Origin of the sequence: Pseudomonas sp. UBA6562, assembly GCF_002434265.1 — a bacterium.
Classification (GTDB): Bacteria; Pseudomonadota; Gammaproteobacteria; order Pseudomonadales; family Pseudomonadaceae; genus Aquipseudomonas.
Genome location: NZ_DJJS01000004.1, coordinates 272,618 through 294,805, shown reverse-complemented (window position 1 = coordinate 294,805; position 22,188 = coordinate 272,618). Strand labels below are relative to the sequence as shown.

General features: G+C 63.5%; 18 protein-coding genes. 2 read left to right on the top strand and 16 right to left on the bottom strand.

All coding sequences use genetic code 11. The features are described from left to right. Positions 1–99: 99 nt before the first annotated feature. From dnaE to rpsB, 16 genes are all read right to left on the bottom strand, one after another. Positions 100–3,624 (bottom strand): DNA polymerase III subunit alpha, encoded by a 3,525-nt coding sequence (gene dnaE, locus B4M43_RS05510; protein WP_296264923.1) that lies wholly within the window; start codon positions 3,622–3,624, stop codon positions 100–102. Between the two features lie 122 nt (positions 3,625–3,746). Beyond that, positions 3,747–4,370 carry a ribonuclease HII gene (rnhB, locus tag B4M43_RS05505; RefSeq protein ID WP_296264922.1) on the bottom strand — a complete coding sequence of 208 codons (624 nt, stop codon included), beginning with the start codon at positions 4,368–4,370 and terminating at the stop codon, positions 3,747–3,749. After that, positions 4,370–5,497: a lipid-A-disaccharide synthase gene (gene lpxB, locus B4M43_RS05500; RefSeq protein WP_296264920.1), complete on the bottom strand. Its 1,128-nt coding sequence runs from the start codon at positions 5,495–5,497 to the stop codon at positions 4,370–4,372. Before lpxB ends, rnhB begins: the two co-directional genes overlap by 1 nt. 1 nt (position 5,498) lies before the next feature. Then, positions 5,499–6,275, bottom strand: a complete 777-nt coding sequence (gene lpxA, locus B4M43_RS05495) for an acyl-ACP--UDP-N-acetylglucosamine O-acyltransferase (protein ID WP_296264918.1) — start codon at positions 6,273–6,275, stop codon at positions 5,499–5,501. Then, positions 6,272–6,712, bottom strand: coding sequence for a 3-hydroxyacyl-ACP dehydratase FabZ (fabZ, locus tag B4M43_RS05490; protein WP_296264916.1), 441 nt, complete (start codon positions 6,710–6,712; stop codon positions 6,272–6,274). Before fabZ ends, lpxA begins: the two co-directional genes overlap by 4 nt. Before the next feature lie 113 nt (positions 6,713–6,825). Continuing rightward, positions 6,826–7,881, bottom strand: a complete 1,056-nt coding sequence (lpxD, locus tag B4M43_RS05485) for a UDP-3-O-(3-hydroxymyristoyl)glucosamine N-acyltransferase (protein WP_296264914.1) — start codon at positions 7,879–7,881, stop codon at positions 6,826–6,828. Between the two features lies 1 nt (position 7,882). Next, positions 7,883–8,386 (bottom strand): OmpH family outer membrane protein, encoded by a 504-nt coding sequence (locus B4M43_RS05480; RefSeq protein WP_296264912.1) that lies wholly within the window; start codon positions 8,384–8,386, stop codon positions 7,883–7,885. A gap of 44 nt (positions 8,387–8,430) precedes the next feature. Further along, entirely contained in the window at positions 8,431–10,800 is a 2,370-nt protein-coding gene (gene bamA, locus B4M43_RS05475) for an outer membrane protein assembly factor BamA (RefSeq protein ID WP_296264910.1), read from the bottom strand. A 73-nt stretch (positions 10,801–10,873) separates the two neighbouring features. Beyond that, positions 10,874–12,226, bottom strand: a complete 1,353-nt coding sequence (gene rseP / locus B4M43_RS05470; RefSeq protein ID WP_296264906.1) for an RIP metalloprotease RseP — start codon at positions 12,224–12,226, stop codon at positions 10,874–10,876. 38 nt (positions 12,227–12,264) lie between these two features. Further along, positions 12,265–13,455 (bottom strand): 1-deoxy-D-xylulose-5-phosphate reductoisomerase, encoded by a 1,191-nt coding sequence (gene ispC / locus B4M43_RS05465; protein ID WP_296264904.1) that lies wholly within the window; start codon positions 13,453–13,455, stop codon positions 12,265–12,267. Next, a complete protein-coding gene (locus B4M43_RS05460) occupies positions 13,452–14,267 on the bottom strand; it encodes a phosphatidate cytidylyltransferase (RefSeq protein WP_296264902.1) in 816 nt (271 codons plus the stop codon). Before B4M43_RS05460 ends, ispC begins: the two co-directional genes overlap by 4 nt. Beyond that, positions 14,267–15,022, bottom strand: coding sequence for a polyprenyl diphosphate synthase (gene uppS / locus B4M43_RS05455; RefSeq protein WP_296264900.1), 756 nt, complete (start codon positions 15,020–15,022; stop codon positions 14,267–14,269). Before uppS ends, B4M43_RS05460 begins: the two co-directional genes overlap by 1 nt. Positions 15,023–15,037: 15 nt before the next feature. Continuing rightward, the gene (gene frr, locus B4M43_RS05450; protein WP_296264898.1) at positions 15,038–15,595 is read right to left on the bottom strand and encodes a ribosome recycling factor; all 558 of its coding nucleotides are present in this window, start codon (positions 15,593–15,595) and stop codon (positions 15,038–15,040) included. After that, a complete protein-coding gene (gene pyrH, locus B4M43_RS05445; protein WP_296264896.1) occupies positions 15,592–16,335 on the bottom strand; it encodes a UMP kinase in 744 nt (247 codons plus the stop codon). The genes frr and pyrH overlap by 4 nt, the downstream gene beginning before the upstream one ends. 177 nt (positions 16,336–16,512) lie before the next feature. Next, complete coding sequence (tsf, locus tag B4M43_RS05440) at positions 16,513–17,376, bottom strand: translation elongation factor Ts (protein WP_296264894.1); 864 nt, start codon at positions 17,374–17,376, stop codon at positions 16,513–16,515. Between the two features lie 185 nt (positions 17,377–17,561). Next, positions 17,562–18,299: a 30S ribosomal protein S2 gene (rpsB, locus tag B4M43_RS05435; protein WP_296264893.1), complete on the bottom strand. Its 738-nt coding sequence runs from the start codon at positions 18,297–18,299 to the stop codon at positions 17,562–17,564. A 339-nt stretch (positions 18,300–18,638) separates the two neighbouring features. On the opposite strand from rpsB, the gene map reads away from it, so the two are divergent. Both map and B4M43_RS05425 read left to right on the top strand, forming a co-directional pair. After that, the gene (gene map, locus B4M43_RS05430) at positions 18,639–19,421 is read left to right on the top strand and encodes a type I methionyl aminopeptidase (protein ID WP_296264892.1); all 783 of its coding nucleotides are present in this window, start codon (positions 18,639–18,641) and stop codon (positions 19,419–19,421) included. A 39-nt stretch (positions 19,422–19,460) separates the two neighbouring features. Continuing rightward, positions 19,461–22,163: a [protein-PII] uridylyltransferase gene (locus B4M43_RS05425; RefSeq protein ID WP_296264891.1), complete on the top strand. Its 2,703-nt coding sequence runs from the start codon at positions 19,461–19,463 to the stop codon at positions 22,161–22,163. Positions 22,164–22,188: the final 25 nt, after the last annotated feature.

The following is a 22,188-nucleotide window of genomic DNA, read 5'->3' as shown; positions in this document are numbered from 1 at the left end:
CCGTCTTGGGTCTACGGCCAGGCGGCCGGCCGGTTGATCCGTTTGGCGCCATACCTTACGGGATCAGGCGCGTTGAGGTCGAGTTTAAAGTAGGTCGGTTCAACGATATTGCAAAAAGACGTTCTCACGTCCGAACTGGTCACGCAGGGTCTGGATCAGCCCGTCCGCCGGGTCGATCCGCCACTGCTCGCCGAACTGCAACATCGCCTTGGCATCGCTGCCGGTGTACTCCAACGTGATGGGGCAGCCCCCACGGTGGCGGGTGATCAGCTCGCCCAGCCAGGTCAGGCGATCGCCCTTGAGCGTTTCATGGCTGAGTTTCAGGCGCAGGCTCTCGGCCAGGCGCGTGCGCGCATCCTCCATGGTCATGACCTGCTTGACGCGCAGGCGCAGCCCGCCGGAGAAGTCGTCGTTGCTCACCTCCCCTTCGATCACCACCATGGCATCGGTCTGCAACAGCGCCTGGGCGGCCATGAAGGCGTCGGCGAACAGGGAGGCCTCGATGCGCCCGGAGCGGTCGTCGAGGGTGACGAAGCCCATCTTGTCGCCTTTCTTGTTCTTCATCACGCGCAGGGCGATGATCATCCCGGCCACGGTCTGCACTTCGCGCGAGGGCTTCAAGTCGATGATGCGCTGGCGGGCGAAGCGGCGGATCTCGCTTTCGTATTCGTCGATCGGGTGGCCGGTCAGGTATAGACCGAGCGTGTCCTTCTCGCCGCGCAGCCGCTCCTTGAGGGTCAGCTCGCGCACCTTGCGGTGGTTGGCATAGACATCGGCGTCCTGTTCGACGAACAGTCCGCCGAACAGGTCGACATGGCCGCTTTCTTCGGTGCGGGCGATCTGCTCGGCCGACTTGATCGCTTCTTCGAGGGCCGACAGCAGCACCGCGCGGTTGCTGTCGATGCTGGCGTGGTACGCCTTGATCTCGTCGTGGAAATGCGGCCCGAGGCGGTCCAGGGCGCCGCTGCGGATCAAGGCATCGAGGGTGCGCTTGTTGATGCGCTTTAAATCGACGCGCTTGCAGAAGTCGAACAGGTCCTTGAACGGGCCGCCACTGGCGCGGGCTTCGACGATGGCCTCCACCGGTCCCTCGCCTACGCCCTTGATCGCGCCCAAGCCATAGACGATACGGCCATCGTCGTTGACCGTGAACTTGAAATCCGAGCTGTTCACATCAGGCGCGTCGAGGCGCAGCTTCATGCTGCGCACTTCCTCGATCAGCACCACCACCTTGTCGGTGTTGTGCATGTCCGCCGAAAGCACCGCGGCCATGAACGGCGCCGGGTGGTGCGTCTTGAGCCAGGCAGTCTGGTAAGACACCAGGCCATAGGCGGCGGAGTGGGATTTGTTGAAGCCGTAACCGGCGAATTTTTCCACCAGGTCGAAGATGTTGCCCGCCAGGTTGGCGTCGATGTTGTTCTTCGCGCAGCCATCGACGAAACCGCCGCGCTGCTTGGCCATTTCCTCGGGCTTCTTCTTGCCCATGGCCCGGCGCAGCATGTCGGCCTCGCCGAGGGTGTAGCCGGCCATGACCTGGGCGATCTGCATCACCTGTTCCTGGTACAGGATGATGCCGTAGGTCGGCGCCAGGACCGGCTGCAAGCCGTCGTACTGGTAGTCGGGGTGCGGGTAGGCCAGCTCGGCGCGGCCGTGCTTGCGGTTGATGAAGTCGTCCACCATGCCCGATTGCAGCGGCCCCGGACGGAACAGCGCCACCAGTGCGATGAGGTCTTCCAGGCAGTCGGGCTTGAGCTTCTTGATCAGCTCCTTCATGCCGCGCGATTCGAGCTGGAACACCGCCGTGGTTTCGGCCTTTTGCAGCAGCTCGTAGGTCTTGCGGTCGTCCAGCGGAATGAAGTCGATGTTCAGGTCGGGCTGGCCGACCTTGGCCTGCTCGCGATTGATGGTCTCCATCGCCCACTTGATGATGGTCAGGGTACGCAGGCCGAGGAAGTCGAACTTGACCAGGCCGGCGGCCTCGACGTCGTCCTTGTCGAACTGGGTGACCAGGCCGCCGCCCTCTTCGTCGCAGGCCACCGGCGAGAAATCGGTGAGCTTGGTCGGCGCGATGACCACACCCCCGGCGTGTTTGCCGGTGCCGCGGCACACACCTTCGAGCTTGAGCGCCATGTCCCAGATTTCCCGGGCTTCCTCGTCGGCCTTGAGGAAGTCGCGCAGGATTTCTTCCTGCTCGTGGGCCTTGGCCAGGGTCATGCCGACTTCGAAGGGAATCATCTTCGACAGCCGGTCGGCCAGACCATAGGACTTGCCCTGCACCCGCGCCACGTCGCGCACCACGGCCTTGGCCGCCATGGTACCGAAAGTGATGATCTGGCTCACCGCGTTGCGCCCGTAGGCGTCGGCCACGTATTCGATGACCCGGTCGCGGCCGTCCATGCAGAAGTCGACGTCGAAGTCGGGCATCGACACCCGCTCGGGGTTGAGGAAACGCTCGAACAGCAGATCGTAGGCCAGCGGGTCGAGGTCGGTGATCTTCAGCACGTAGGCGACCAGCGAGCCGGCGCCCGAACCCCGGCCCGGACCCACCGGCACGCCGTTGTTCTTGGCCCACTTGATGAAGTCCATGACGATCAGGAAGTAACCGGGGAAGCCCATCTGGATAATGATGTCCAGTTCGAACTTCAGCCGGTCAAGGTAGACCTGACGCTTCTCTTCGTAGTTGGGCGTGGTGTCTTTAGGCCACAACACCGCCAGACGCTCTTCCAGCCCTTCGTAGGACACATGACGCAGGTAGTCGTCGATACCCATGCCGTTGGGGGTCGGGAAGTCCGGCAGGAAGGCCTTGCCTAGCTGCACCTGGATGTTGCAGCGCTTGGCGATCTCCACAGTGTTGGCCAGGGCGTCGGGCAGGTCGCTGAACAGCTCGGCCATTTCCTCGGCGCTTTTGAGGTACTGCTGATCGCTATAGAGGCGCGGCCGGCGCGGGTCGTCCAGGGTCCAGCCCTCGCCGATGCAGACGCGGGTCTCGTGGGCGTCGAAGTCCGACTGCTTGAGAAAGCGCACGTCGTTGGTGGCCACCAAGGGCGCGCCCAGGCGGTCGGCCAGGGCGACGGCGGCGTGTACGTACTCTTCGTCGCCCGGGCGGCCGGTGCGTTGCAGCTCCACGTAGAAGCGCTCGGGGAACATCTGCATCCAGTCTTGCAGCAAAGCCTGCGCTTCCTGCTCGCGTCCGGCCAGCAAGGCCATGCCGATGTCGCCCTCGCGCGCCGCCGACAAAGCGATGAGCCCTTCGCTGGCCGGTGGAATCCAGTCACGTTGGATGATCACCAGGCCATTGCGCTGCCCTTCCACCCAACCGCGCGACAGCAGCTCGGTGAGGTTGCGGTAGCCCTTGGGATCCATCGCCAACAGACAGATGCGCGACAGCGGCGCATCCGGCTCGTTGCCCGCCAGCCACAGGTCGACGCCGCAGATCGGCTTGATGCCGGCGCCCATGGCCGCTTTGTAGAACTTCACCAGCGAACACATGTTGCTCTGGTCGGTGATCGCCACGGCCGGCATGTCCATCGCACCCAGAGCCTTGGCCAGCGGTTTGACCCGCACCAGACCGTCGACCAGGGAGAATTCGGAATGCACGCGCAGGTGAACGAAAGAGACCGGCATTGATGATCCTGTGGCAGTGTGAAACGAGGGGCGCGATTGTACCGTAATGGTCAAGCGGATGCCGTTCCGGGAGACGAGCGTGCCGTACGGGGCGGTGCTGGTGCAGTGATGGGCATGGACGGCTAGAGCAGCCTGCTGAAGCTCGTCTCGCGCCGCTCGAAGGCCAGCCGCACGGGCGCGAAGGAGCGCCGGTGGATGGGCGTCGGCCCCAGGCGGGCCAGGGCCTCGAGGTGCACGGGGGTGGGATAGCCCTTGTGCGCGCCGATGCCGTAACCGGGGTACAGCCCTTCGAACACGCTCATTTCGCGGTCGCGGGTGACCTTGGCGAGGATCGAGGCGGCGGCGATGGCCGGCACCTTGCCGTCACCCTGTACCACCGGTGCGGCGGGCACCGTCAGCACCGGGCAGCGGTTGCCGTCGATCAGCGCCAGTTTCGGCGTGATGTGCAGACCTTCGACCGCCCGCTTCATGGCCAGCAAGGTGGCGTGCAGGATGTTGAGCCGGTCGATTTCCTCGACCTCGGCCCGGGCGATGCAGAAGCTCAGGGCCTTCTCGCAGATCTCGTCGAACAGCGCCTCACGCTTGGCATGGGTGAGCTTCTTCGAATCGTTCAGGCCGAGGATCGGCCGCAGCGGATCGAGGATCACCGCCGCAGTGACCACATCGCCGCACAGCGGCCCACGGCCCACTTCGTCGACACCGGCCACGAGCTCTTCGACCAGGCTGAAGTCCAGGCCCATCTGCATCAGCGCGTCTCCAGCAAGGCCAGCACCGCGTCGGCGGCCTGGTTCGAGGCGTCGCGGCGCAGGGTACGGTGGATCTGGTCGAACGGCTCGGTCTGCGCCGAACCGTCCTGCACCAGGGGTGCCAGGGTGGCGGCGAGCGCCTCGCTGGTCGCTGCGTCTTGCAGCAGCTCGGGCACCAACAGGCGCTGGGCCAGCAGGTTGGGCAGCGAAACGTAGGGGCTCTTGACCATGCGTTTGAGAATCCAGTAGGTCAGCGGCGCCAGACGGTAGGCCACTACCATCGGCCGCTTGTACAGCAAGGCTTCGAGGGTGGCGGTGCCCGAGGCGATCAGCACCGCATCGCAGGCGGCCAAGGCCTGGTGCGACTGGCCGTCGAGCAGGGTCAACGGTAGGTCGCGGCCTTCGAGCATCTGCTCGATCTGCGCGCGGCGAGTGGCATTGGCGCAGGGCAGCACGAAACGCACACCGGGCAGTCGCTCGCACAGGCGCTCGGCAGCTTCGAGGAACAACGCACCCAAACGCCCCACTTCGCCGCCGCGACTGCCGGGCATCAGCGCCACCACAGGCTCAAGGCCCAGGCCCAGCGCCAGCCGTGCGGCGTCGCGATCGGCCTGCAGGGGGATGGTATCGGCCAGCGGATGGCCAACGAAACGCACCGGCACGCCCTGCTCTTCGTAGAAGCGCGCTTCGAACGGCAGCAGGGTCAGCATCAGGTCGCAGCCCTGGCGAATCTTCAGCACCCGCTTCTGCCGCCAGGCCCAGACCGACGGGCTGACGTAATGTACGGTCTTGATCCCGGCCTGACGCAGCTTGAGCTCGATGTTGAGGGTGAAGTCCGGCGCGTCGATGCCGATGAAAACGTCGGGCCGTTCGCCGAGCAGCGTGTCGATCAGATCCTTGCGCCGCTTGAGCAGCTCGCGCAGGCGGCCGAGCACTTCGACCAGGCCCATGACCGCCAGGCGCTCCATGGGGAAGTAGGACTGCATGCCCTCGGCTTCCATCAACGGGCCGCCTACGCCGATGAAGCGCACATCCGGGTGGCGGGCCTTGAGGGCGCGCATCAGGCCGGAACCTAGAATGTCACCGCTGGCCTCGCCGGCCACCAGTGCGATGCAGAGCCGCGCCATATCAGCGAGTGATGCCGCGCGCGGAATTCACGATCGACTGGCGGAACAGCTCGACCTCAGGGTGCTTGCCGGCCAGTTCGGCCAGCTCGGCCACCGCATTGTCGACGGTCAGGCCCTGACGATAGACGGTCTTGTACGCGCGGCGCAGCGAGTGGATCACCTCGTCGCTGAAACCGCGACGACGCATGCCTTCGAAATTCATGCTGCGCGCTTCGGCAGGGCTGCCGAACACGGTGACGAACGCCGGGACGTCCTTGCCGATCGCCGTACCCATGCCGGAAAACGCATGGGCACCGATATGGCAATACTGGTGCACCAGGGTGAAGCCCGAGAGGATGGCCCAATCGCCCACATGCACATGGCCGGCCAGCGCCGTGTTGTTGACCAGGATGCAGTGGCTGCCGATCACGCTGTCGTGGCCGATGTGGGCATAGGCCATGATCAGGTTGTGGTCGCCGACGGTGGTTTCCGCGCGGTCCTGAATGGTGCCACGGTGAATGGTCACGCCTTCGCGAATGACGTTGTGGTCGCCGATCACCAAGCGCGTGGGTTCGCCCCGGTACTTGAGGTCGGGTGTGTCTTCACCGATGGAGGAGAACTGGTAGATCCGGTTGTGCTTGCCGATGCGGGTCGGGCCCTTGAGCACCACATGCGGACCGATCACGGTCCCCTCCCCGACTTCGACATCGGGGCCAACGATCGACCACGGGCCTACCTCGACGCCGTCGGCCAACTTGGCCGACGGATCGATGATGGCCCGTGGATCAATCGAATTCATAGGGAGCGTTCCGCGCAGGTGATTTCCGCCGAGCAGACGGTCTTGCCGTCGACCAGCGCACGGCAGTTGAACTTCCAGATCATGCTCTTGCGGCTATGGAAGGTGGCTTCCAGGACCAGCTGGTCGCCTGGCAGCACAGGCTGACGGAAGCGCAGCTTGTCGGAGCCGACGAAGTAGTACAGCGTGCCGTCGGCCGGTTTGGCGTCGAGCATCTTGAATCCGAGAATCCCGGCAGCCTGGGCCATGGCCTCGATGATCAGCACGCCCGGCATGATCGGATGCGCCGGGAAATGGCCATTGAAGAACGGCTCGTTGATGCTGACATTCTTGTAGGCACGAATGCTCTGGGCCTCGTAGTCCAGCTCCGTGACCCGGTCCACCAGCAGGAACGGGTAACGGTGAGGCAGGTATTCGCGAATCTCGTTGATGTCCATCATTTCGGGGGGAAGCCTGTAATAAGAATAGGGAGCGTAGGCGCTGACCACACGCTCCTTTTGCCATCCAAGAAGGAGCCAGCTAGCGACGCATCATGCTTGCCAGGAAATTGCTGTCAGGCATCTGATGCCGGCTGACTCTCCAAGGTCACGGTATCGACACGTTTTTCCAGCTGCTGCAAGCGCTTGGCCATGTCGTCGAGCTGGCGGATCCTCGCGGCGCTCTTGCGCCAATCGGCCAGGGGTTGCATTGCCGTACCGGAAGAATAACCACCCGGTTCGGTGATCGAACGGGTCACCATGGTCATGCCGGAGACGAACACGTTGTCACACACATCGATGTGCCCGACCATGCCCACACCCCCCGCGATGGTGCAGTGCTTGCCGATGCGCGTACTGCCCGAAATGCCCACGCACGCCGCCATGGCCGTGTGTGCGCCGATGTGCACGTTGTGGGCGATCTGGATCTGGTTGTCGAGCTTGGCGCCATCGTCGATGCGCGTATCGGACAACGCGCCACGGTCCACGGCCGTGTTCACGCCGATTTCCACGTCGTCGCCCAAGGTCACGCCGCCGATCTGGGCGATCTTGCGCCACACGCCCTTCTCGTTGGCGAAGCCGAAGCCTTCACCGCCGATCACCGCGCCCGATTGGATGACCACTCGCTTGCCGATGGTGACGTCGTGGTAGAGCGTCACCCGCGGTGCCAGCCAACCCCCTTCGCCGATCGTGCAGCGCGCGCCGATGAAACAGTGCGCGCCGATACTCACACCCGCGTCGATGCGCGCGCCGCTTTCGATGACGGCGAACGCACCGACGCTGGCACTGGGATCGACCTGCGCATCGTCGGCCACCACGGCGCTGGGATGGATACCCGCCACAGCCTTGGGTTTGGGGTCGAAGAAGTGCGAGATACGGGCATAGGCCAGATACGGGTCGGCCACCACCAGCGCATTGCCGGAGAAGGTTTCGGCATCCGCAGCCTTGAGCAGTACCGCGCCGGCCTGGGTCGTTTCCAGGTACTTGCGGTACTGCGGGTTGGCCAGGAAGCTCAACTGTTGCGGGCCTGCCTCCTGCAAGGTGGCAAGCCCGGTGATCGGCAGCGCTGCGGAGCCTTTCACGGTGGCTCCGAGCGCTTCGGCCAGCTGGCCGAGCGTGAGGGTCTGGGTCATATCAACGCGCTTGGTTCATGCGCTCGATGACTTGGCGGGTGATGTCGTACTGTGGTTTGACATCGATGACCGCGCCGCGCTCGAGCACCAGATCGAAACCACCCTTCTTGATGACTTCTTCCACGGCGCCGTCGAGCTTGGGCTTGAGCTTCTTGAGCATCTCGCGGTCGGTGGTGGCCTTGGCTTCGTTCAGTTCCTTGGACTGGAACTGGAAGTCGCGGGCTTTTTGCTTGAACTCGAGTTCCAGACGCTCGCGCTCGGGCTGGGCCATCTTGTCGCCGCCCTTGATCAGGCGGTCCTGGATGCTCTTGGCGCTGGTTTCCAGGCTTTTCAGCTTGTTGAGTTGCGGGCCGAACTTCTTCTCGGCGTCAACGGCATAGCTTTTGGCAGCGTCGGATTCGAGCAACGCCATTTGGTAGTTCAGAACAGCCACTTTCATGTCGGCGAAAGCGGGGGTGGCGACCAGCGCCGCGGCCACGAAGGCCAGTTGGGTCAACTTACGCACGATGCACTCCTGAATAAACCGTTGTCGTTGAGCAGGGGCCGACCTTAGAAGGTCTGGCCCAGGGAGAATTGGAACACTTGGGTGTCGGCATCGTCAGGCTTCTTGATCGGCATCGCCAGGCTGAAGCTCAGCGGGCCCAGCGCGGTGACCCAGGTCACACCCAGGCCAACGGAGCTGGCCATGTCGGCGAAGCCAAGTTTGGCGCAATCGACTTTTCCGCGTTCGGCTGTGGCGGGCTTGTCACTGCAATTGCTGTCGAATACGTTACCCACGTCCCAAAACACGGAAGTGCGCAGCGAGCGCTGGTCCTTGACGAAGGGCAGTGGGAACAACAGTTCTACGCCGCCTTGCACCAGGATGTTGCCGCCGAAGGGAAGCGGATCTTGGTCCGGGTCCTTCTCGGTACCGTTGTTACCAGTACTCGGCGTACTACGCGGCCCCAATGTGCTGTCCTTGAAACCACGCACCGAGTTGAAGCCACCGGCGTAGTAGTTCTCATAGAACGGCAGACCCGAAGTACCGCCAAAGCCGTCACCGTAGCCCAGCTCGGTGTGCAGGCGCAGGGTGTAGTCAGGCGTCAGTGGCTTGAACAGCTGGCCACGGTAGTCGATCTTGTAGAACGACAGGTCGCTGCCAGGAAGCGTGGTTTCCAGGGTCAGGCTTTGCGAGTGACCGCGGGTAGCCAGCACGCCCTTGTTGAGGGTCGACTCGGACCAGCCCACCGATCCTTTGAAGTTGAGGAAGTCCTCACCTTCTTTGTCGAGGAAGTCGAAGATCTCATCGACGGTGTAACGGCCGGTCTTGATCTCGTCCTTCTGCACGGTCAGGCCGTAGGTCAGACGCGAGGTTTCGCTGATCGGGTAACCCAGGCTGACACCGGCGCCCAGGCTGTCGACCGCATAGCTCGCCACGTCGACGTCGAGGTCATCGTAGTCGGTGCTGCGGTAGAAGGCGTTGTAGCCCAGGCTCACGCCATCGGGCGTGAAGTAGGGGTCGACGAAGCCGAAGTTGTAGCGGGTCTGGTATTCCGAGCGGGTCAGACCGACCGATACCTTGTTACCGGTACCGAGGAAGTTGGTCTGGCTGATGGCGCCGCCCAGGATCAGGCCGGCGCTCTGGGCGAAGCCGACGCTGGCGGTGATCGAACCGGAAGCTTGCTCTTCGACCGCGTAGTTGACGTCGACCTGGTCGTCGGTGCCCGGCACCGGCGGGGTTTCGACGTTGACGTCCTTGAAGAAGCCCAGACGCTCGAGACGGGTCTTGGACTGGTCGATCAGGTAGGTCGAGGCCCAGCCACCTTCCATCTGGCGCATTTCACGGCGCAGCACTTCGTCTTCGGTCTTGGTGTTGCCGCGGTAGTTGATGCGGTTGACGTAGGCACGCTTGCCCGGGTCGACGACGAACATGATGTCGACGGTGTGGTCTTCGTTGTGCGCCTGCGGCACGCCGTTGACGTTGGCGAAGGTATAGCCTTCGTTGCCCAGACGGCGGGTGATCAGCTCGGAGGTGCTGGTCATGACCTTGCGCGAGAACACCTGGCCCGGCTGGACCAGCAACAGCGACTTGACCTGGTCTTCAGGCACTTTCAAGTCGCCGGACAGTTTCACGTCGCGAACGGTGTACTTCTCGCCTTCGTTGATGTTGACGGTGATGTACACGTGTTTCTTGTCTGGCGTGATGGACACCTGGGTGGAGGCGATGTCCATGTTGATGTAGCCGCGGTCCAGGTAGTAGGAGCGCAGACGCTCGAGGTCGCCGGACAGTTTTTCGCGGGCGTACTTGTCGTCGTTCTTGAAGAACGACAGCCAGTTGGACGTCTTGAGCTCGAACAGGCTGCTCAGCTCGTCGTCGTCGAACACGGTGTTGCCCACGACGTTGATGTGCTGGATGGCCGCGACCGTGCCTTCGTTGATCTTGATCTTCAGGCCGACGCGGTTGCGCGGCTCGGGCACCACTTCGGCGTCTACTTCGGCCGAGTAGCGGCCCTGGGCGACGTACTGGCGCTGCAGTTCGTTACGCACGCCTTCGAGGGTCGCGCGCTGGAAGATTTCGCCTTCGGCCAGACCCGACTGCTTGAGGCCCTTCATCAGGTCTTCGGTGCTGATGGCCTTGTTGCCTTCGATCTCGATGCTCGATACCGACGGACGCTCGACCACGTTGATGATCAGGACGTTGCCGTCGCGATCGAGCTGAATGTCCTGGAAGAAGCCCGTTTTGAACAGCGAACGGGTGGAGTCGACCAGACGCCGGTCGTCAGCCTGATCACCGACATTGAGCGGCAGCGCGCCGAACACGCTGCCGGCGGATACCCGCTGCAGGCCGTTGACACGGATATCGGAGATAGTGAAGGACTCGGCGTGAACTTCAGTGATCATCAGTGCGGTGAGCACCGTGGTTAGCAGCAGACGTTTCATGAAGTCCTTTATTCCAACTGGCAATAAACGACCCGCCGCGATGAGGCGGCAGGTCTGCAATTGAGCTTGATCGTTAAAGTCGACTCAGATCGTTGACCAGGGCGAGCAACATGACGCCAATGACCAAACTGATACCGATCTGAATCCCCCAACCTTGCACCCGATCCGGCAGCGGGCGACCACGCACCCATTCGATCAGGTAGAACAGCAAATGCCCCCCATCCAGTACCGGGATGGGCAGCAGGTTCAGAACCCCTAGGCTTATGCTCAGGTAGGCCAGGAAGTTCAAAAAATCTCCCAAGCCCGACTGGGCCGAAGCGCCCGCCACTTTAGCAATGGTTATCGGTCCGCTCAAGTTTTTTACCGAGAGCTCCCCGAACAACATTTTCTTCAAGGATTCGAGGGTCAGGACGCTCATGTTCCAGGTGCGCGACAACCCTTCGGCCAAGCCTTCGAGCGGCCCGTAGCGGACCTCGCGCAGCATGTGGGCCGGCCACTCGCCGCCTTTGACACCCGCCCCTAGGTAGCCGCCAGCAGCGGCACCTTCGCCGCGCTTGGCCAGGGTCACCGGCATGTCCACAAGCGCGCCGTCGCGTTCCACACGCACCTGGACCTGGGTATCGGCACGGCTGCGCACGGCATCCACCACCTGTTGCCAGTCGCTCAAGGCGACGCCGTCGAGCGCCACCAGGCGATCACCGGTCTTCAGCCCTGCGGCGGCGGCCGGGCCTTTGGGGTCGAGCTGGGCGAGCACGGGCACCACGTTCGGCCGCCACGGACGCAGGCCCAGCGACTGGATCGGGTCCGGCTCGTCGGCGCCCTTGAGCCATCGATCGAGCTTGACCTCGCGCGGCTGCTCGACGCTTGCGCCCTCTTCGCGCACGCCCAGACGCAGCGTTCCGCTCTCGCCCAGCCGTCGCACCAGCTGCAGGTTGACCGCCGACCAACCATTGGTCGGTTTGCCATCGATGGAGACGATTTCCTCGCCCGCCTTCAAACCGGCCTGCGCCGCCAGGCTTCCGGACTCGACGGCGCCGATCACCGGACGCACCTGCTGGCTGCCGAGCATGGCCACGCCCCAGAAGAACACGATCGCCAACAAGAAGTTGGCGATCGGCCCGGCAGCGACGATGGCGATGCGTTGCAGCACCGGTTTGCGGTTGAACGACTGTGCCTCCAGGCCGACCGGAACGTCGCCCTCGCGCTCGTCGAGCATTTTCACGTAGCCGCCCAACGGAATCGCCGCTACCACGAATTCGGTGCCGTGGCGGTCATGCCAACGCACCAGAGGCGTACCGAAGCCTACGGAGAACCGCAGCACCTTGACCCCGCAGCGACGCGCCACCCAGAAATGGCCGAACTCATGGAAGGTGACCAGCACACCCAAGGCCACCAAGGTGCCGACAATCATGTAAAGCGCAGACATAGGCTTCTCCGCAAAAGGTTCAGCGCGAAACGATGGAGTTAACGACCATGGCGCGCCAGCCATTCCTGCGCCAGTGCGCGGGCCCGCCCATCGACGGCGAACACGGCGTCGAGCGACGTCAGTGCGACCACAGGCTCTTGTTGCAGCACGCGTTCGATCAGGCTGGCGATTTCCGGGAAGCGAATACGCCCAGCCAGGAAGGCCTCCACCGCCACTTCGTTGGCGGCATTGAGCACGGCAGGCGCACTCCGACCGGCCTCGGCCGCCTCGCGGGCGATGCGCAGACACGGGAAGCGCTGTTCGTCAGGGGCCTGGAAGTCCAAGCGGGCGATGGCGAACAGGTCCAGCGGCGCCACGCCCGAATCGATGCGTTGCGGCCAGGCCAGGGCATTGGCGATGGGCGTACGCATGTCCGGGTTGCCCAGTTGGGCCAGCACCGAACCGTCCACATAGTCCACCAACGAGTGGATGACGCTTTGTGGGTGCACCACCACTTCGACCTTGGCCGGCGCCGCGTCGAACAGCCAGCAGGCCTCGATCAGCTCCAGCCCTTTGTTCATCATGCTGGCCGAATCGACCGAAATCTTGCGCCCCATCGACCAGTTGGGGTGGGCGCAAGCCTGCGCCGGCGTGACGTCGGCAAGCTGCGCCAGGGGCGTTTCCCGAAATGGCCCGCCCGAGGCGGTCAGCAGAATCCGCCGCACACCGATCGCTTGCAAGCCACGCGCATAGTCGCCCGGCAGGCATTGGAAGATCGCATTGTGCTCGCTGTCGATCGGCAACAGGACCGCCCCGCTACGCCGCACCGCGTCCATGAACAGGGCGCCGGACATCACCAGCGCCTCCTTGTTGGCCAGCAGCACTTTCTTGCCGGCTTCGACGGCCGCAAGCGTCGGCTTGAGCCCAGCGGCGCCGACGATGGCGGCCATCACTGCATCCACTTCGGCCGCGCTGGCGATGTGGGCAAGCCCGGCATCGCCTTCCAGCACCTCGGTGGCGCACCCGGCTGCCTGCAGGCCGGCGCGCAGCGAAGCCGCCGCTTCGGCGCCCGGCACGGCGGCATACGCGGGCCGATGGCGCAGACACAGGGCGAGCAGCTCGTCGATGCGGGTATGGCCGCTGAGGCCGAACACCTGGTACTGCTCGGGGTGGCGGGCGATGACGTCCAGGGTGCTCAGACCGATCGAGCCGGTGGCACCCAACACGCTGATCCGTTGCGTACGGCTCACATCACACCCCATTCGGCGGCCCACAGCAGCACGGCGAACATCGGCACCGCCGCAGTAAGGCTGTCGATGCGGTCGAGCACGCCGCCGTGGCCCGGCAACAGGTTGCTGCTGTCCTTGATGCCTTCGCGGCGCTTGAACATGCTTTCGGTCAGATCGCCGATCACCGAGGCCATCACCACCACGGCGGCGCCCAGCAGACCGAGCAGCAGGCTGCCCAGGCTCCAATCGCGGTACAGCGCCACGCCCAAGGTGATCAACAGGCTCACGGCGAGACCGCCATACACCCCTTCCCAGCTCTTGCCAGGGCTGACGTGAGGCGCCAGCTTGCGTTTGCCGAAGGCCCTACCCGAGAAATACGCACCGATGTCCGCGGACCAGACCAGCAGCATCACCATCAGGATCAAGCCGTTGCCTTGCGGCCAGTGCTTGAGCAACAGCAAACCCTGCCAGGCCGGCAACAGCACCAACAGGCCGATCAGCAAACGGCAGGCGGCGCTGGACCACAGCTCGCTGCTGCGCGGATAGGTCAGCACCAGCCAGGTGGCCAGCCCCCACCAGATGACCGAGGCGCCCAGCACCCAGGGCGCGAGCTCCTGCATGAGGTAGAGCAGCATCAGCGCCCCAGCGACCACCGCCGCATAAGCCAGGCGCAACGGTTGCGCCACCAGGCCCGCGAGGCGCGCCCATTCCCAGGCGCCTACGGTCACCACCAGGCCGATGAACAGCGCGAACGCCGAACCCTGCAACAGGAAAAAGCCGCACAGGGCGACCGGCAGCATGATCAGTGCAGTAATGATGCGTTGTTTGAGCATTAGGCGCGGGCTCCAGCTTCGACCTGCTCGCTGGTCTTCCCGAAGCGGCGCTGGCGCGAAGCGAAATCGGCCAGCGCAGTGCGCATGGCCTCGTGTTTGAAGTCCGGCCAGAACAGGTCGGAGAAATACAGCTCGGCGTAGGCCAATTGCCACAGCAGGAAATTGCTGATGCGATGCTCGCCGCCCGTGCGGATGCACAGGTCGGGCAACGGCTGATCGCCGGTGGCCAGGCAGGTCTGCAGCAGGCCGGGCGTGATGTCCTCGGGCTGCAGATGGCCAGCCTGCACTTCGCGCGCCAGGCGCTGGGCGGCCTGGGCGATGTCCCACTGGCCGCCGTAGTTCGCGGCGACCTGCAGGATGAAGCGGTTGTTGCCAGCGGTCAGCGCCTCGGCCTCACGCATGGCCGCCTGCAATTCGGGATGAAAACGTGAGCGATCGCCGATGATGCGCAGGCAGATCTGATTTTCATTGAGCCGCCGCGCCTCACGGCGCAGGGCCGAGAAGAACAGCTCCATCAAGGCACCGACCTCGTCTGCCGGCCTTTGCCAGTTTTCACTGGAAAAGGCGAACAGGGTCAGCACCTCGACCTTGGCTTCGGCACACACTTCGATCACCGCACGCACCGCATCGACGCCGGCCTTGTGCCCGGCGACGCCAGGCAGCAGGCGTTTCTTCGCCCAGCGGTTGTTGCCGTCCATGATGATCGCGACATGACGCGGCACCGGACCCGGTGCCGCCAGCTTGGTCTTTTCCATGAAAGAGCCTCGGCCTTAGACGGCCATCAGGTCCTTTTCCTTGGCTTCCAGGGTCTTGTCCACTTCACCGACGAACTTGTCGGTCAGCTTCTGCAGCTCGTCAGCGGCGCGACGTTCTTCGTCCTCGCTGATGGCCTTGTCCTTGGACAGCTTCTTCAAGTCGGCCAGGGCATCGCGGCGCACGTTGCGCACGGCGACTTTGGCGTCTTCGGCGACGCCGCGCGCCTGCTTGGTGTAGCCCTTGCGCGTCTCTTCGGTGAGCGCGGGCATCGGCACGCGGATGGTGGTGCCGGCGCTGCTCGGGTTCAGACCCAGGTCGGAGGTCAGGATGGCCTTCTCGATGGCGGCGCTGAGGTTCTTGTCGTGGGCGACGATCTTCAGCGTGCGCGCGTCCTCGACGGAAATCGCGGCCACTTGGTTGAGCGGCATTTCACTGCCCCAGGCAGTGACCTTGACGGTGTCCAGGATGCTTGGGTGGGCGCGGCCGGTACGGATGGCCGCCAGGTTGCGGCCCAGCGCCTCGAGGGACTTGCCCATGCGGTCCTGGGCGTCTTTCTTGATATCGTTGATCATGCTTGGCTTTCCTCGATCAAGGTGCCTTCGGCGCCACCCACCACTATGTTGAGCAGGGAGCCGGGCTTGTTCATGTTGAAAACGCGCAATGGCATCTTGTGGTCGCGGCACAGGCAGATGGCGGTCAGGTCCATGACACCGAGCTTGCGATCCAGCACTTCGTCGTACGTGAGGTAATCGAACTTCTCGGCGTGTGGGTCCTTGAACGGGTCGGCGGTGTAGACACCGTCGACCTTGGTCGCCTTCAGCACCACATCTGCATCGACTTCGATGCCACGCAGGCAGGCTGCGGAATCGGTGGTGAAGAACGGGTTGCCGGTACCGGCGGAGAAAATTACCACATCCCCCGATTGGAGGTGACGAATTGCTTTTCGGCGATCGTAATGATCGGTGACACCGGTCATGGAAATGGCCGACATGACCAGCGCGGTGATGTTCGAACGCTCCAGGGCGTCGCGCATGGCCAGGGCGTTCATGACCGTAGCGAGCATGCCCATGTGGTCACCGGTGACGCGGTCCATGCCGGCCGCGCTAAGGGCCGCGCCACGGAACAGGTTGCCACCGCCGATCACCAGACCGACCTGCACACCGATGCCGACCAGCTGGCCCACTTCCAGGGCCATGCGATCGAGCACCTTGGGGTCGATGCCGAAGTCTTCGGAGCCCATCAGGGCTTCGCCGCTAAGTTTGAGCAAAATGCGTTTATAGCGAGGTTGGCGACCACTCACCTGCTGAGCCATTGCGTGTCTCTCCTGCGGCGTTTTCTAGAATTCATGCGGCCGTTGCCGGCCTGCTTACTGTAGCGCGGCGCCGTTTGGGCGCCAGCGGAACGGGGCCTGATAAACCCCTTGCCCGCTTTGACAAAGAGGCTGCGCGCGTGAGCGGGCAGCCTCTTGGGGGCGACAGACGGGTCTGTCTTACTGCTTGGCGGCAGCCAGTTGCGCGGCAACTTCTTCGGCGAAGTTGTCGACTGGCTTCTCGATGCCTTCGCCGACCTTGAAGTAGGTGAAGGAAACGATTTCAGCACCGGCTTTCTTGGCCAGCTCGCCGACCTTGACTTCCGGGTTCATGACGAACGCCTGCTCTTTGAGCGAAGCTTCGGCCTTGAACTTGGTGATGCGGCCGTTGATCATGTTTTCAACGATGTTTTCCGGCTTGCCGGCGATCTTGTCAGCGTTGAGCTGCAGGAAGACCGCTTTTTCGCGCTCGATGGCTTCGGCGGAGATTTCCGACGAATCCAGGAACTCGGGGTTGGAAGCCGCGACGTGCATGGCGATTTCTTTGGCCAGCTGTACGTCGCCGCCTTTCAGAACCACTGCAACACCGATCTTGTTGCCGTGCAGGTAGGCACCTACGACGTCGCCTTCAACACGCACCAGACGACGGATGTTGACGTTCTCACCGACTTTGGCGACCAGCGCTTCACGGGCAGCTTCGCGGGCAGCGATCAGCGGCGCGGCGTCGGTCAGCTTCTCGTTGAAAGCTTGTTCGACGCTTTCGGCGACGAAAGTCTTGAAGTCGTCTTGCAGCGCCAGGAAGTCGGTCTGCGAGTTCACTTCCAGCAGGACGGCGGACTTGTCGTCGGCCTTGATGGCGATGGCGCCTTCAGCGGCGACGTTGCCAGCTTTCTTGGCGGCCTTGATGGCGCCGGAAGCACGCATGTCATCAATGGCTTTTTCGATGTCGCCGTCAGCCTTTTCCAGGGCCTTCTTGCAATCCATCATGCCTTCGCCGGTACGCTCGCGCAGTTCTTTGACCAACGCTGCAGTAATTGCTGCCATTTCAAAATCCTCTTGGAAAGTTTTTCAACCATTCCACCCGCTCGTCACGGGCGTTCAATTCTGCTAATCCGCTGTCGGGTTCAGCACGCCCATGATGGGAGCCTGTTGCTGACAGCAGGATTTCAAGGTGGCAAAAAGGGGGCAAAGCCCCCTTTTCGCGTGCCAAGTCAGACGCCAGGCGTCACTTACTCGGCAGCAGGTGCAGCCGCTTCTTCAACATAGACTTCGGTACCGCCGGCAACGTTGTTGCGACCGCGGATGACGGCGTCAGCCATCGAAGTCATGTACAGCTCGATGGCGCGGATGGCGTCGTCGTTACCTGGGATGATGTAGTCAACACCTTCAGGGCTGCTGTTGGTATCGACGATGCCGATAACCGGGATGCCCAGTTTGTTGGCTTCGGTGATCGCGATGCGCTCGTGATCGACGTCGATGACGAACAGTGCGTCAGGCAGGCCGCCCATGTCCTTGATACCACCCAGGCTGCGGTCCAGCTTTTCCAGATCGCGCGAACGCATCAGCGCTTCTTTCTTGGTCAGCTTGGTGAAGGTACCGTCTTCGGCCTGAGTTTCCAGGTCGCGCAGGCGCTTGATCGAGGCACGGATGGTCTTGTAGTTGGTGAGCATGCCGCCCAACCAACGGTGATCAACGTAAGGCGAACCGCAACGAGCAGCCTGCTCGGCAACCAGTTTGCCGGCCGAACGCTTGGTGCCGACGAACATGATCTTGTTCTTGCCCTGGGACAGACGCTCTACGAACGCCAGAGCGTCGTTGAACATCGGCAGGGTTTTTTCCAGGTTGATGATGTGGATCTTGTTGCGCGCGCCGAAAATGTACTTGCCCATTTTCGGGTTCCAGTAACGGGTCTGGTGGCCGAAGTGCACACCGGCCTTCAGCATATCGCGCATGTTGACTTGGGACATGATAGTTCCTTGGTAAGTCGGGTTGGGCCTCCACGCATCCCAATGACCAACCCGCGAATCCTGTGGATCCGGGGCACCCAGGCCATCGTGTCGACACGTGTGTGGGTTTGAGCTTTCAGGGGTCCCCGAAAGCGGCGCATGTTATACCACAGGCCTGCCGGAAACGGAACTGCGTGCTGACGCGCCCGTCAGCCTTTTTTGCAGCGCCCGGCCATTGCCCTCAGAATGCCCGCCATCGCCATGGGATTCACCGATTGGCCCGGCCGGTATGCCGAGGCTCTGGTAGAATTTCGCGTTTCCCGTTTGCCCGCGCCTAGCCTGCGCCGTAGAGAGCCTGCAATGACCGTAACCATCAAGACTGCCGAAGAGATCGAGAAGATGCGCGTGGCCGGCCGCCTGGCCGCCGATGTGCTGGAAATGATCGAACCCCACGTCAAGCCCGGGGTGACGACCGAGGAGCTCAACCGTCTGTGCCACGACTACATCGTGAACGTGCAGCAGGCCATTCCCGCACCGCTGAACTACAAGGGCTACCCCAAGTCGGTCTGCACCTCGATCAACCATGTCGTGTGCCACGGCATTCCCAACGACAAGCCCTTGAAGAACGGCGACACCCTCAACATCGACGTCACCGTGATCAAGGACGGCTACCACGGCGACACCAGCCGCATGTTCCACGTCGGCACCGTCGCGGCCTGGGCCGAACGCCTGTCGGTGGTCACCCAGGAATGCCTGTACAAGGCCATCGAGCTGGTCAAGCCGGGCTGCCGCCTGGGCGACATCGGCGAAGTGATCCAGAAGCATGCCGAAAAGAACGGTTTCTCGGTGGTCCGCGATTTCTGCGGCCACGGCATCGGCAAGGTGTTCCACGAAGAGCCGCAGATCGTCCACTACGGCAAGGCCGGCACCGGCATGGAGCTCAAAGAAGGCATGACCTTCACCATCGAGCCGATGATCAACCAAGGCAAGGCCGAGACCAAGGTGCTGGGCGACGGCTGGACCGCCATCACCAAGGACCGCAAGCTCTCGGCGCAGTGGGAGCACACCCTGGCGGTGACCGCCACCGGCTACGAGATCTTCACCTTGCGCAAGGACGACACCATCGCCCGCACCTCCGCCTGAGCCCGACCAGGCCTACATTCAGCACAGGAAAGCGAACCGATGCCCCAGGTGGACCCAGAGCTGTTCGACCGCGGCCAGTTCCAGGCGGAACTGGCGCTCAAGGCGAGCCCCATCGCCGCGTTCAAGAAAGCCATCCGTCAGGCCAGCGAGGTGCTCGACAAGCGCTTTGGCGAAGGCCGTGACATCCGTCGCCTGATCGAGGATCGCGCGTGGCTGGTCGACAACATCCTGCAGCAGGCCTGGAGCCAGTTCGACTGGGGCGATGCGTCCGGCATCGCCTTGGTGGCGGTCGGCGGCTACGGCCGCGGCGAGCTGCACCCGCACTCGGACATCGACCTGCTGATCCTGCTCGACGGCGCCCGCCACGAGCAGTACCGCGACCCCATAGAGCGTCTGCTCACCCTGCTCTGGGACATTGGCCTGGAGGTCGGGCAGAGCGTGCGCAGCATCGAGGAATGCGCCGAGCAGGCCAAAGCCGACCTGACGATCATCACCAACCTGATGGAAAGCCGCACCATCGCCGGCCCCGAATCCCTGCGCAAGCGCATGCTCGAGGCCACCGGCACCGAGCACCTGTGGCCGAGCAAGGCGTTCTTCCTGGCCAAGCGCGCCGAACTGCAAGCGCGCCACCACAAGTACAACGACACCGAATACAACCTCGAGCCCAACGTCAAAGGCTCGCCGGGCGGTCTGCGCGACATCCAGACCGTGCTTTGGGTGGCACGCCGCCAATACGGCACGCTCAACCTGCACGCACTGGCCGGCGAGGGTTTCCTGCTGGAGAGCGAGAACGCGGTGCTGGCCTCCTCCCAGGCGTTCCTGTGGAAAGTGCGCTATGCCCTGCACATGCTTGCCGGGCGCGCCGAAGACCGCCTGCTGTTCGACCACCAGCGCAGCGTGGCGACCTTGCTCGGCTACACCGACGAAAACCCCAAGCGCGCCATCGAGCAGTTCATGCAGCAGTACTACCGGGTGGTGATGAGCATCAGCCAGCTGTGCGACCTGATCATCCAGCATTTCGAGGAAGTCATCCTCGCCGATGACGACAGCGGCACCACCCAGCCCCTGAACGCGCGCTTCCGCCTGCACGACGGCTACATCGAAGCGGCCCACGCCAAAATCTTCGAGCGCACGCCGTTCGCCATGCTGGAAATCTTCGTGCTCATGGCCCAGCATCCGGAGATCAAGGGCGTGCGCGCCGACACCGTGCGCCTGCTGCGCGAGCACCGGCACCTGATCGACGACGATTTTCGCAGCGATCTGCGCAACACCAGCCTGTTCATCGAGCTGTTCAAGTGCGAGACGGGTATCCACCGCAACCTGCGGCGCATGAACCGCTACGGCATCCTCGGCCGCTACCTGCCCGAGTTCGGCTTCATCGTCGGGCAGATGCAGCACGACCTGTTCCACATCTATACGGTCGACGCGCACACGCTCAACCTGATCAAGCACCTGCGCAAGCTGCGCTATACGCCAGTGTCGGAGAAATTCCCGCTGGCCAGCGAGCTGATGGGGCGCCTGCCCAAGCCCGAGCTGATCTATCTGGCCGGGCTTTACCACGACATCGGCAAAGGCCGCCAGGGCGACCACTCCGACCTGGGCGCGATCGATGCGCAGGCCTTCGGCGAGCGCCATCATTTGCCGACCTGGGACACCCGGCTGATTGTCTGGCTGGTGCAGAACCACCTGATGATGTCCACCACCGCCCAGCGCAAGGACCTGTCCGACCCGCAGGTGATCAACGACTTCGCCCTGTTGGTGGGCGATGACACGCGCCTGGACTACCTCTACGTGCTGACCGTGGCCGACATCAACGCGACCAATCCCAGCCTGTGGAACTCCTGGCGCGCCAGCCTGCTGCGCCAGCTCTACAACGAGACCAAGCGCGCCCTGCGCCGCGGCCTGGAGAACCCGCTGGACCGCGAAGAGCTGATCCGCCAGACCCAGGGTGCCGCACTCGACACCCTGGTGCGCGAAGGCACCGACCCCGACGACGTCGAACAGCTCTGGTCGCAATTGGGCGACGACTACTTCCTGCGCCACACCGCCGCGGACGTGGCCTGGCACACCGATGCGATCCTCCGGCAACCGGCCGACGGCGGCCCGCTGGTGCTGATCAAGGAAACCACCCAACGCGAATTCGAAGGCGGCACGCAGATCTTCATCTATGCGCCCGACCAGCACGACTTCTTCGCCGTGACGGTGGCGGCCATGGCCCAGCTCAACCTCAACATCCACGACGCGCGGATCATCACCTCGAGCAGTCAGTTCACCCTCGACACCTACATCGTGCTGGACAACGACGGCGGTTCGATCGGCGACAACCCGCAGCGCGTGCGGCAGATCCGCGATGGCCTGAGCGAAGCCCTGCGCCACCCGGAAGACTACCCGACCATCATCCAGCGCCGCGTGCCGCGCCAGCTCAAACACTTCACCTTCGCCCCGCAGGTGACCATCCACAACGACGCGCAGCGACCGGTGACCATCCTCGAGATCACCGCCCCCGACCGCCCTGGCCTGCTGGCCCGATTGGGCCGGATCTTCCTGGAGTTCGACCTGTCGCTGCAAAACGCCAAGATCGCCACCCTGGGCGAACGGGTCGAAGACGTGTTCTTCGTCACCGACGCCCACAACCAGCCGCTCTCCGACGCGCAACTGTGCCTGCGCTTGCAGGAGGCGATCATCCAGCAGTTGCAGGCAGGCCAAGCCGCAGAGGCCAGCCCGACCCGCGTGAACATCTAATGCCCGCCGAGACCTTTGCCGAGAC

Excerpts from the sequence above, each read along its gene's own strand:
- map (WP_296264892.1), top strand. The coding sequence starts at position 18,639 with ATGACCGTAACCATCAAGACTGCCGAAGAGATCGAGAAGATGCGCGTG.
- pyrH (WP_296264896.1), bottom strand. The coding sequence starts at position 16,335 with ATGGCTCAGCAGGTGAGTGGTCGCCAACCTCGCTATAAACGCATTTTG.
- B4M43_RS05460 (WP_296264902.1), bottom strand. The coding sequence starts at position 14,267 with ATGCTCAAACAACGCATCATTACTGCACTGATCATGCTGCCGGTCGCC.
- rseP (WP_296264906.1), bottom strand. The coding sequence starts at position 12,226 with ATGTCTGCGCTTTACATGATTGTCGGCACCTTGGTGGCCTTGGGTGTG.
- B4M43_RS05425 (WP_296264891.1), top strand. The coding sequence starts at position 19,461 with ATGCCCCAGGTGGACCCAGAGCTGTTCGACCGCGGCCAGTTCCAGGCG.
- tsf (WP_296264894.1), bottom strand. The coding sequence starts at position 17,376 with ATGGCAGCAATTACTGCAGCGTTGGTCAAAGAACTGCGCGAGCGTACC.
- uppS (WP_296264900.1), bottom strand. The coding sequence starts at position 15,022 with ATGGAAAAGACCAAGCTGGCGGCACCGGGTCCGGTGCCGCGTCATGTC.
- dnaE (WP_296264923.1), bottom strand. The coding sequence starts at position 3,624 with ATGCCGGTCTCTTTCGTTCACCTGCGCGTGCATTCCGAATTCTCCCTG.
- bamA (WP_296264910.1), bottom strand. The coding sequence starts at position 10,800 with ATGAAACGTCTGCTGCTAACCACGGTGCTCACCGCACTGATGATCACT.
- lpxB (WP_296264920.1), bottom strand. The coding sequence starts at position 5,497 with ATGGCGCGGCTCTGCATCGCACTGGTGGCCGGCGAGGCCAGCGGTGAC.
- rnhB (WP_296264922.1), bottom strand. The coding sequence starts at position 4,370 with ATGCAGATGGGCCTGGACTTCAGCCTGGTCGAAGAGCTCGTGGCCGGT.
- fabZ (WP_296264916.1), bottom strand. The coding sequence starts at position 6,712 with ATGATGGACATCAACGAGATTCGCGAATACCTGCCTCACCGTTACCCG.
- frr (WP_296264898.1), bottom strand. The coding sequence starts at position 15,595 with ATGATCAACGATATCAAGAAAGACGCCCAGGACCGCATGGGCAAGTCC.
- lpxD (WP_296264914.1), bottom strand. The coding sequence starts at position 7,881 with ATGACCCAGACCCTCACGCTCGGCCAGCTGGCCGAAGCGCTCGGAGCC.
- lpxA (WP_296264918.1), bottom strand. The coding sequence starts at position 6,275 with ATGAATTCGATTGATCCACGGGCCATCATCGATCCGTCGGCCAAGTTG.
- rpsB (WP_296264893.1), bottom strand. The coding sequence starts at position 18,299 with ATGTCCCAAGTCAACATGCGCGATATGCTGAAGGCCGGTGTGCACTTC.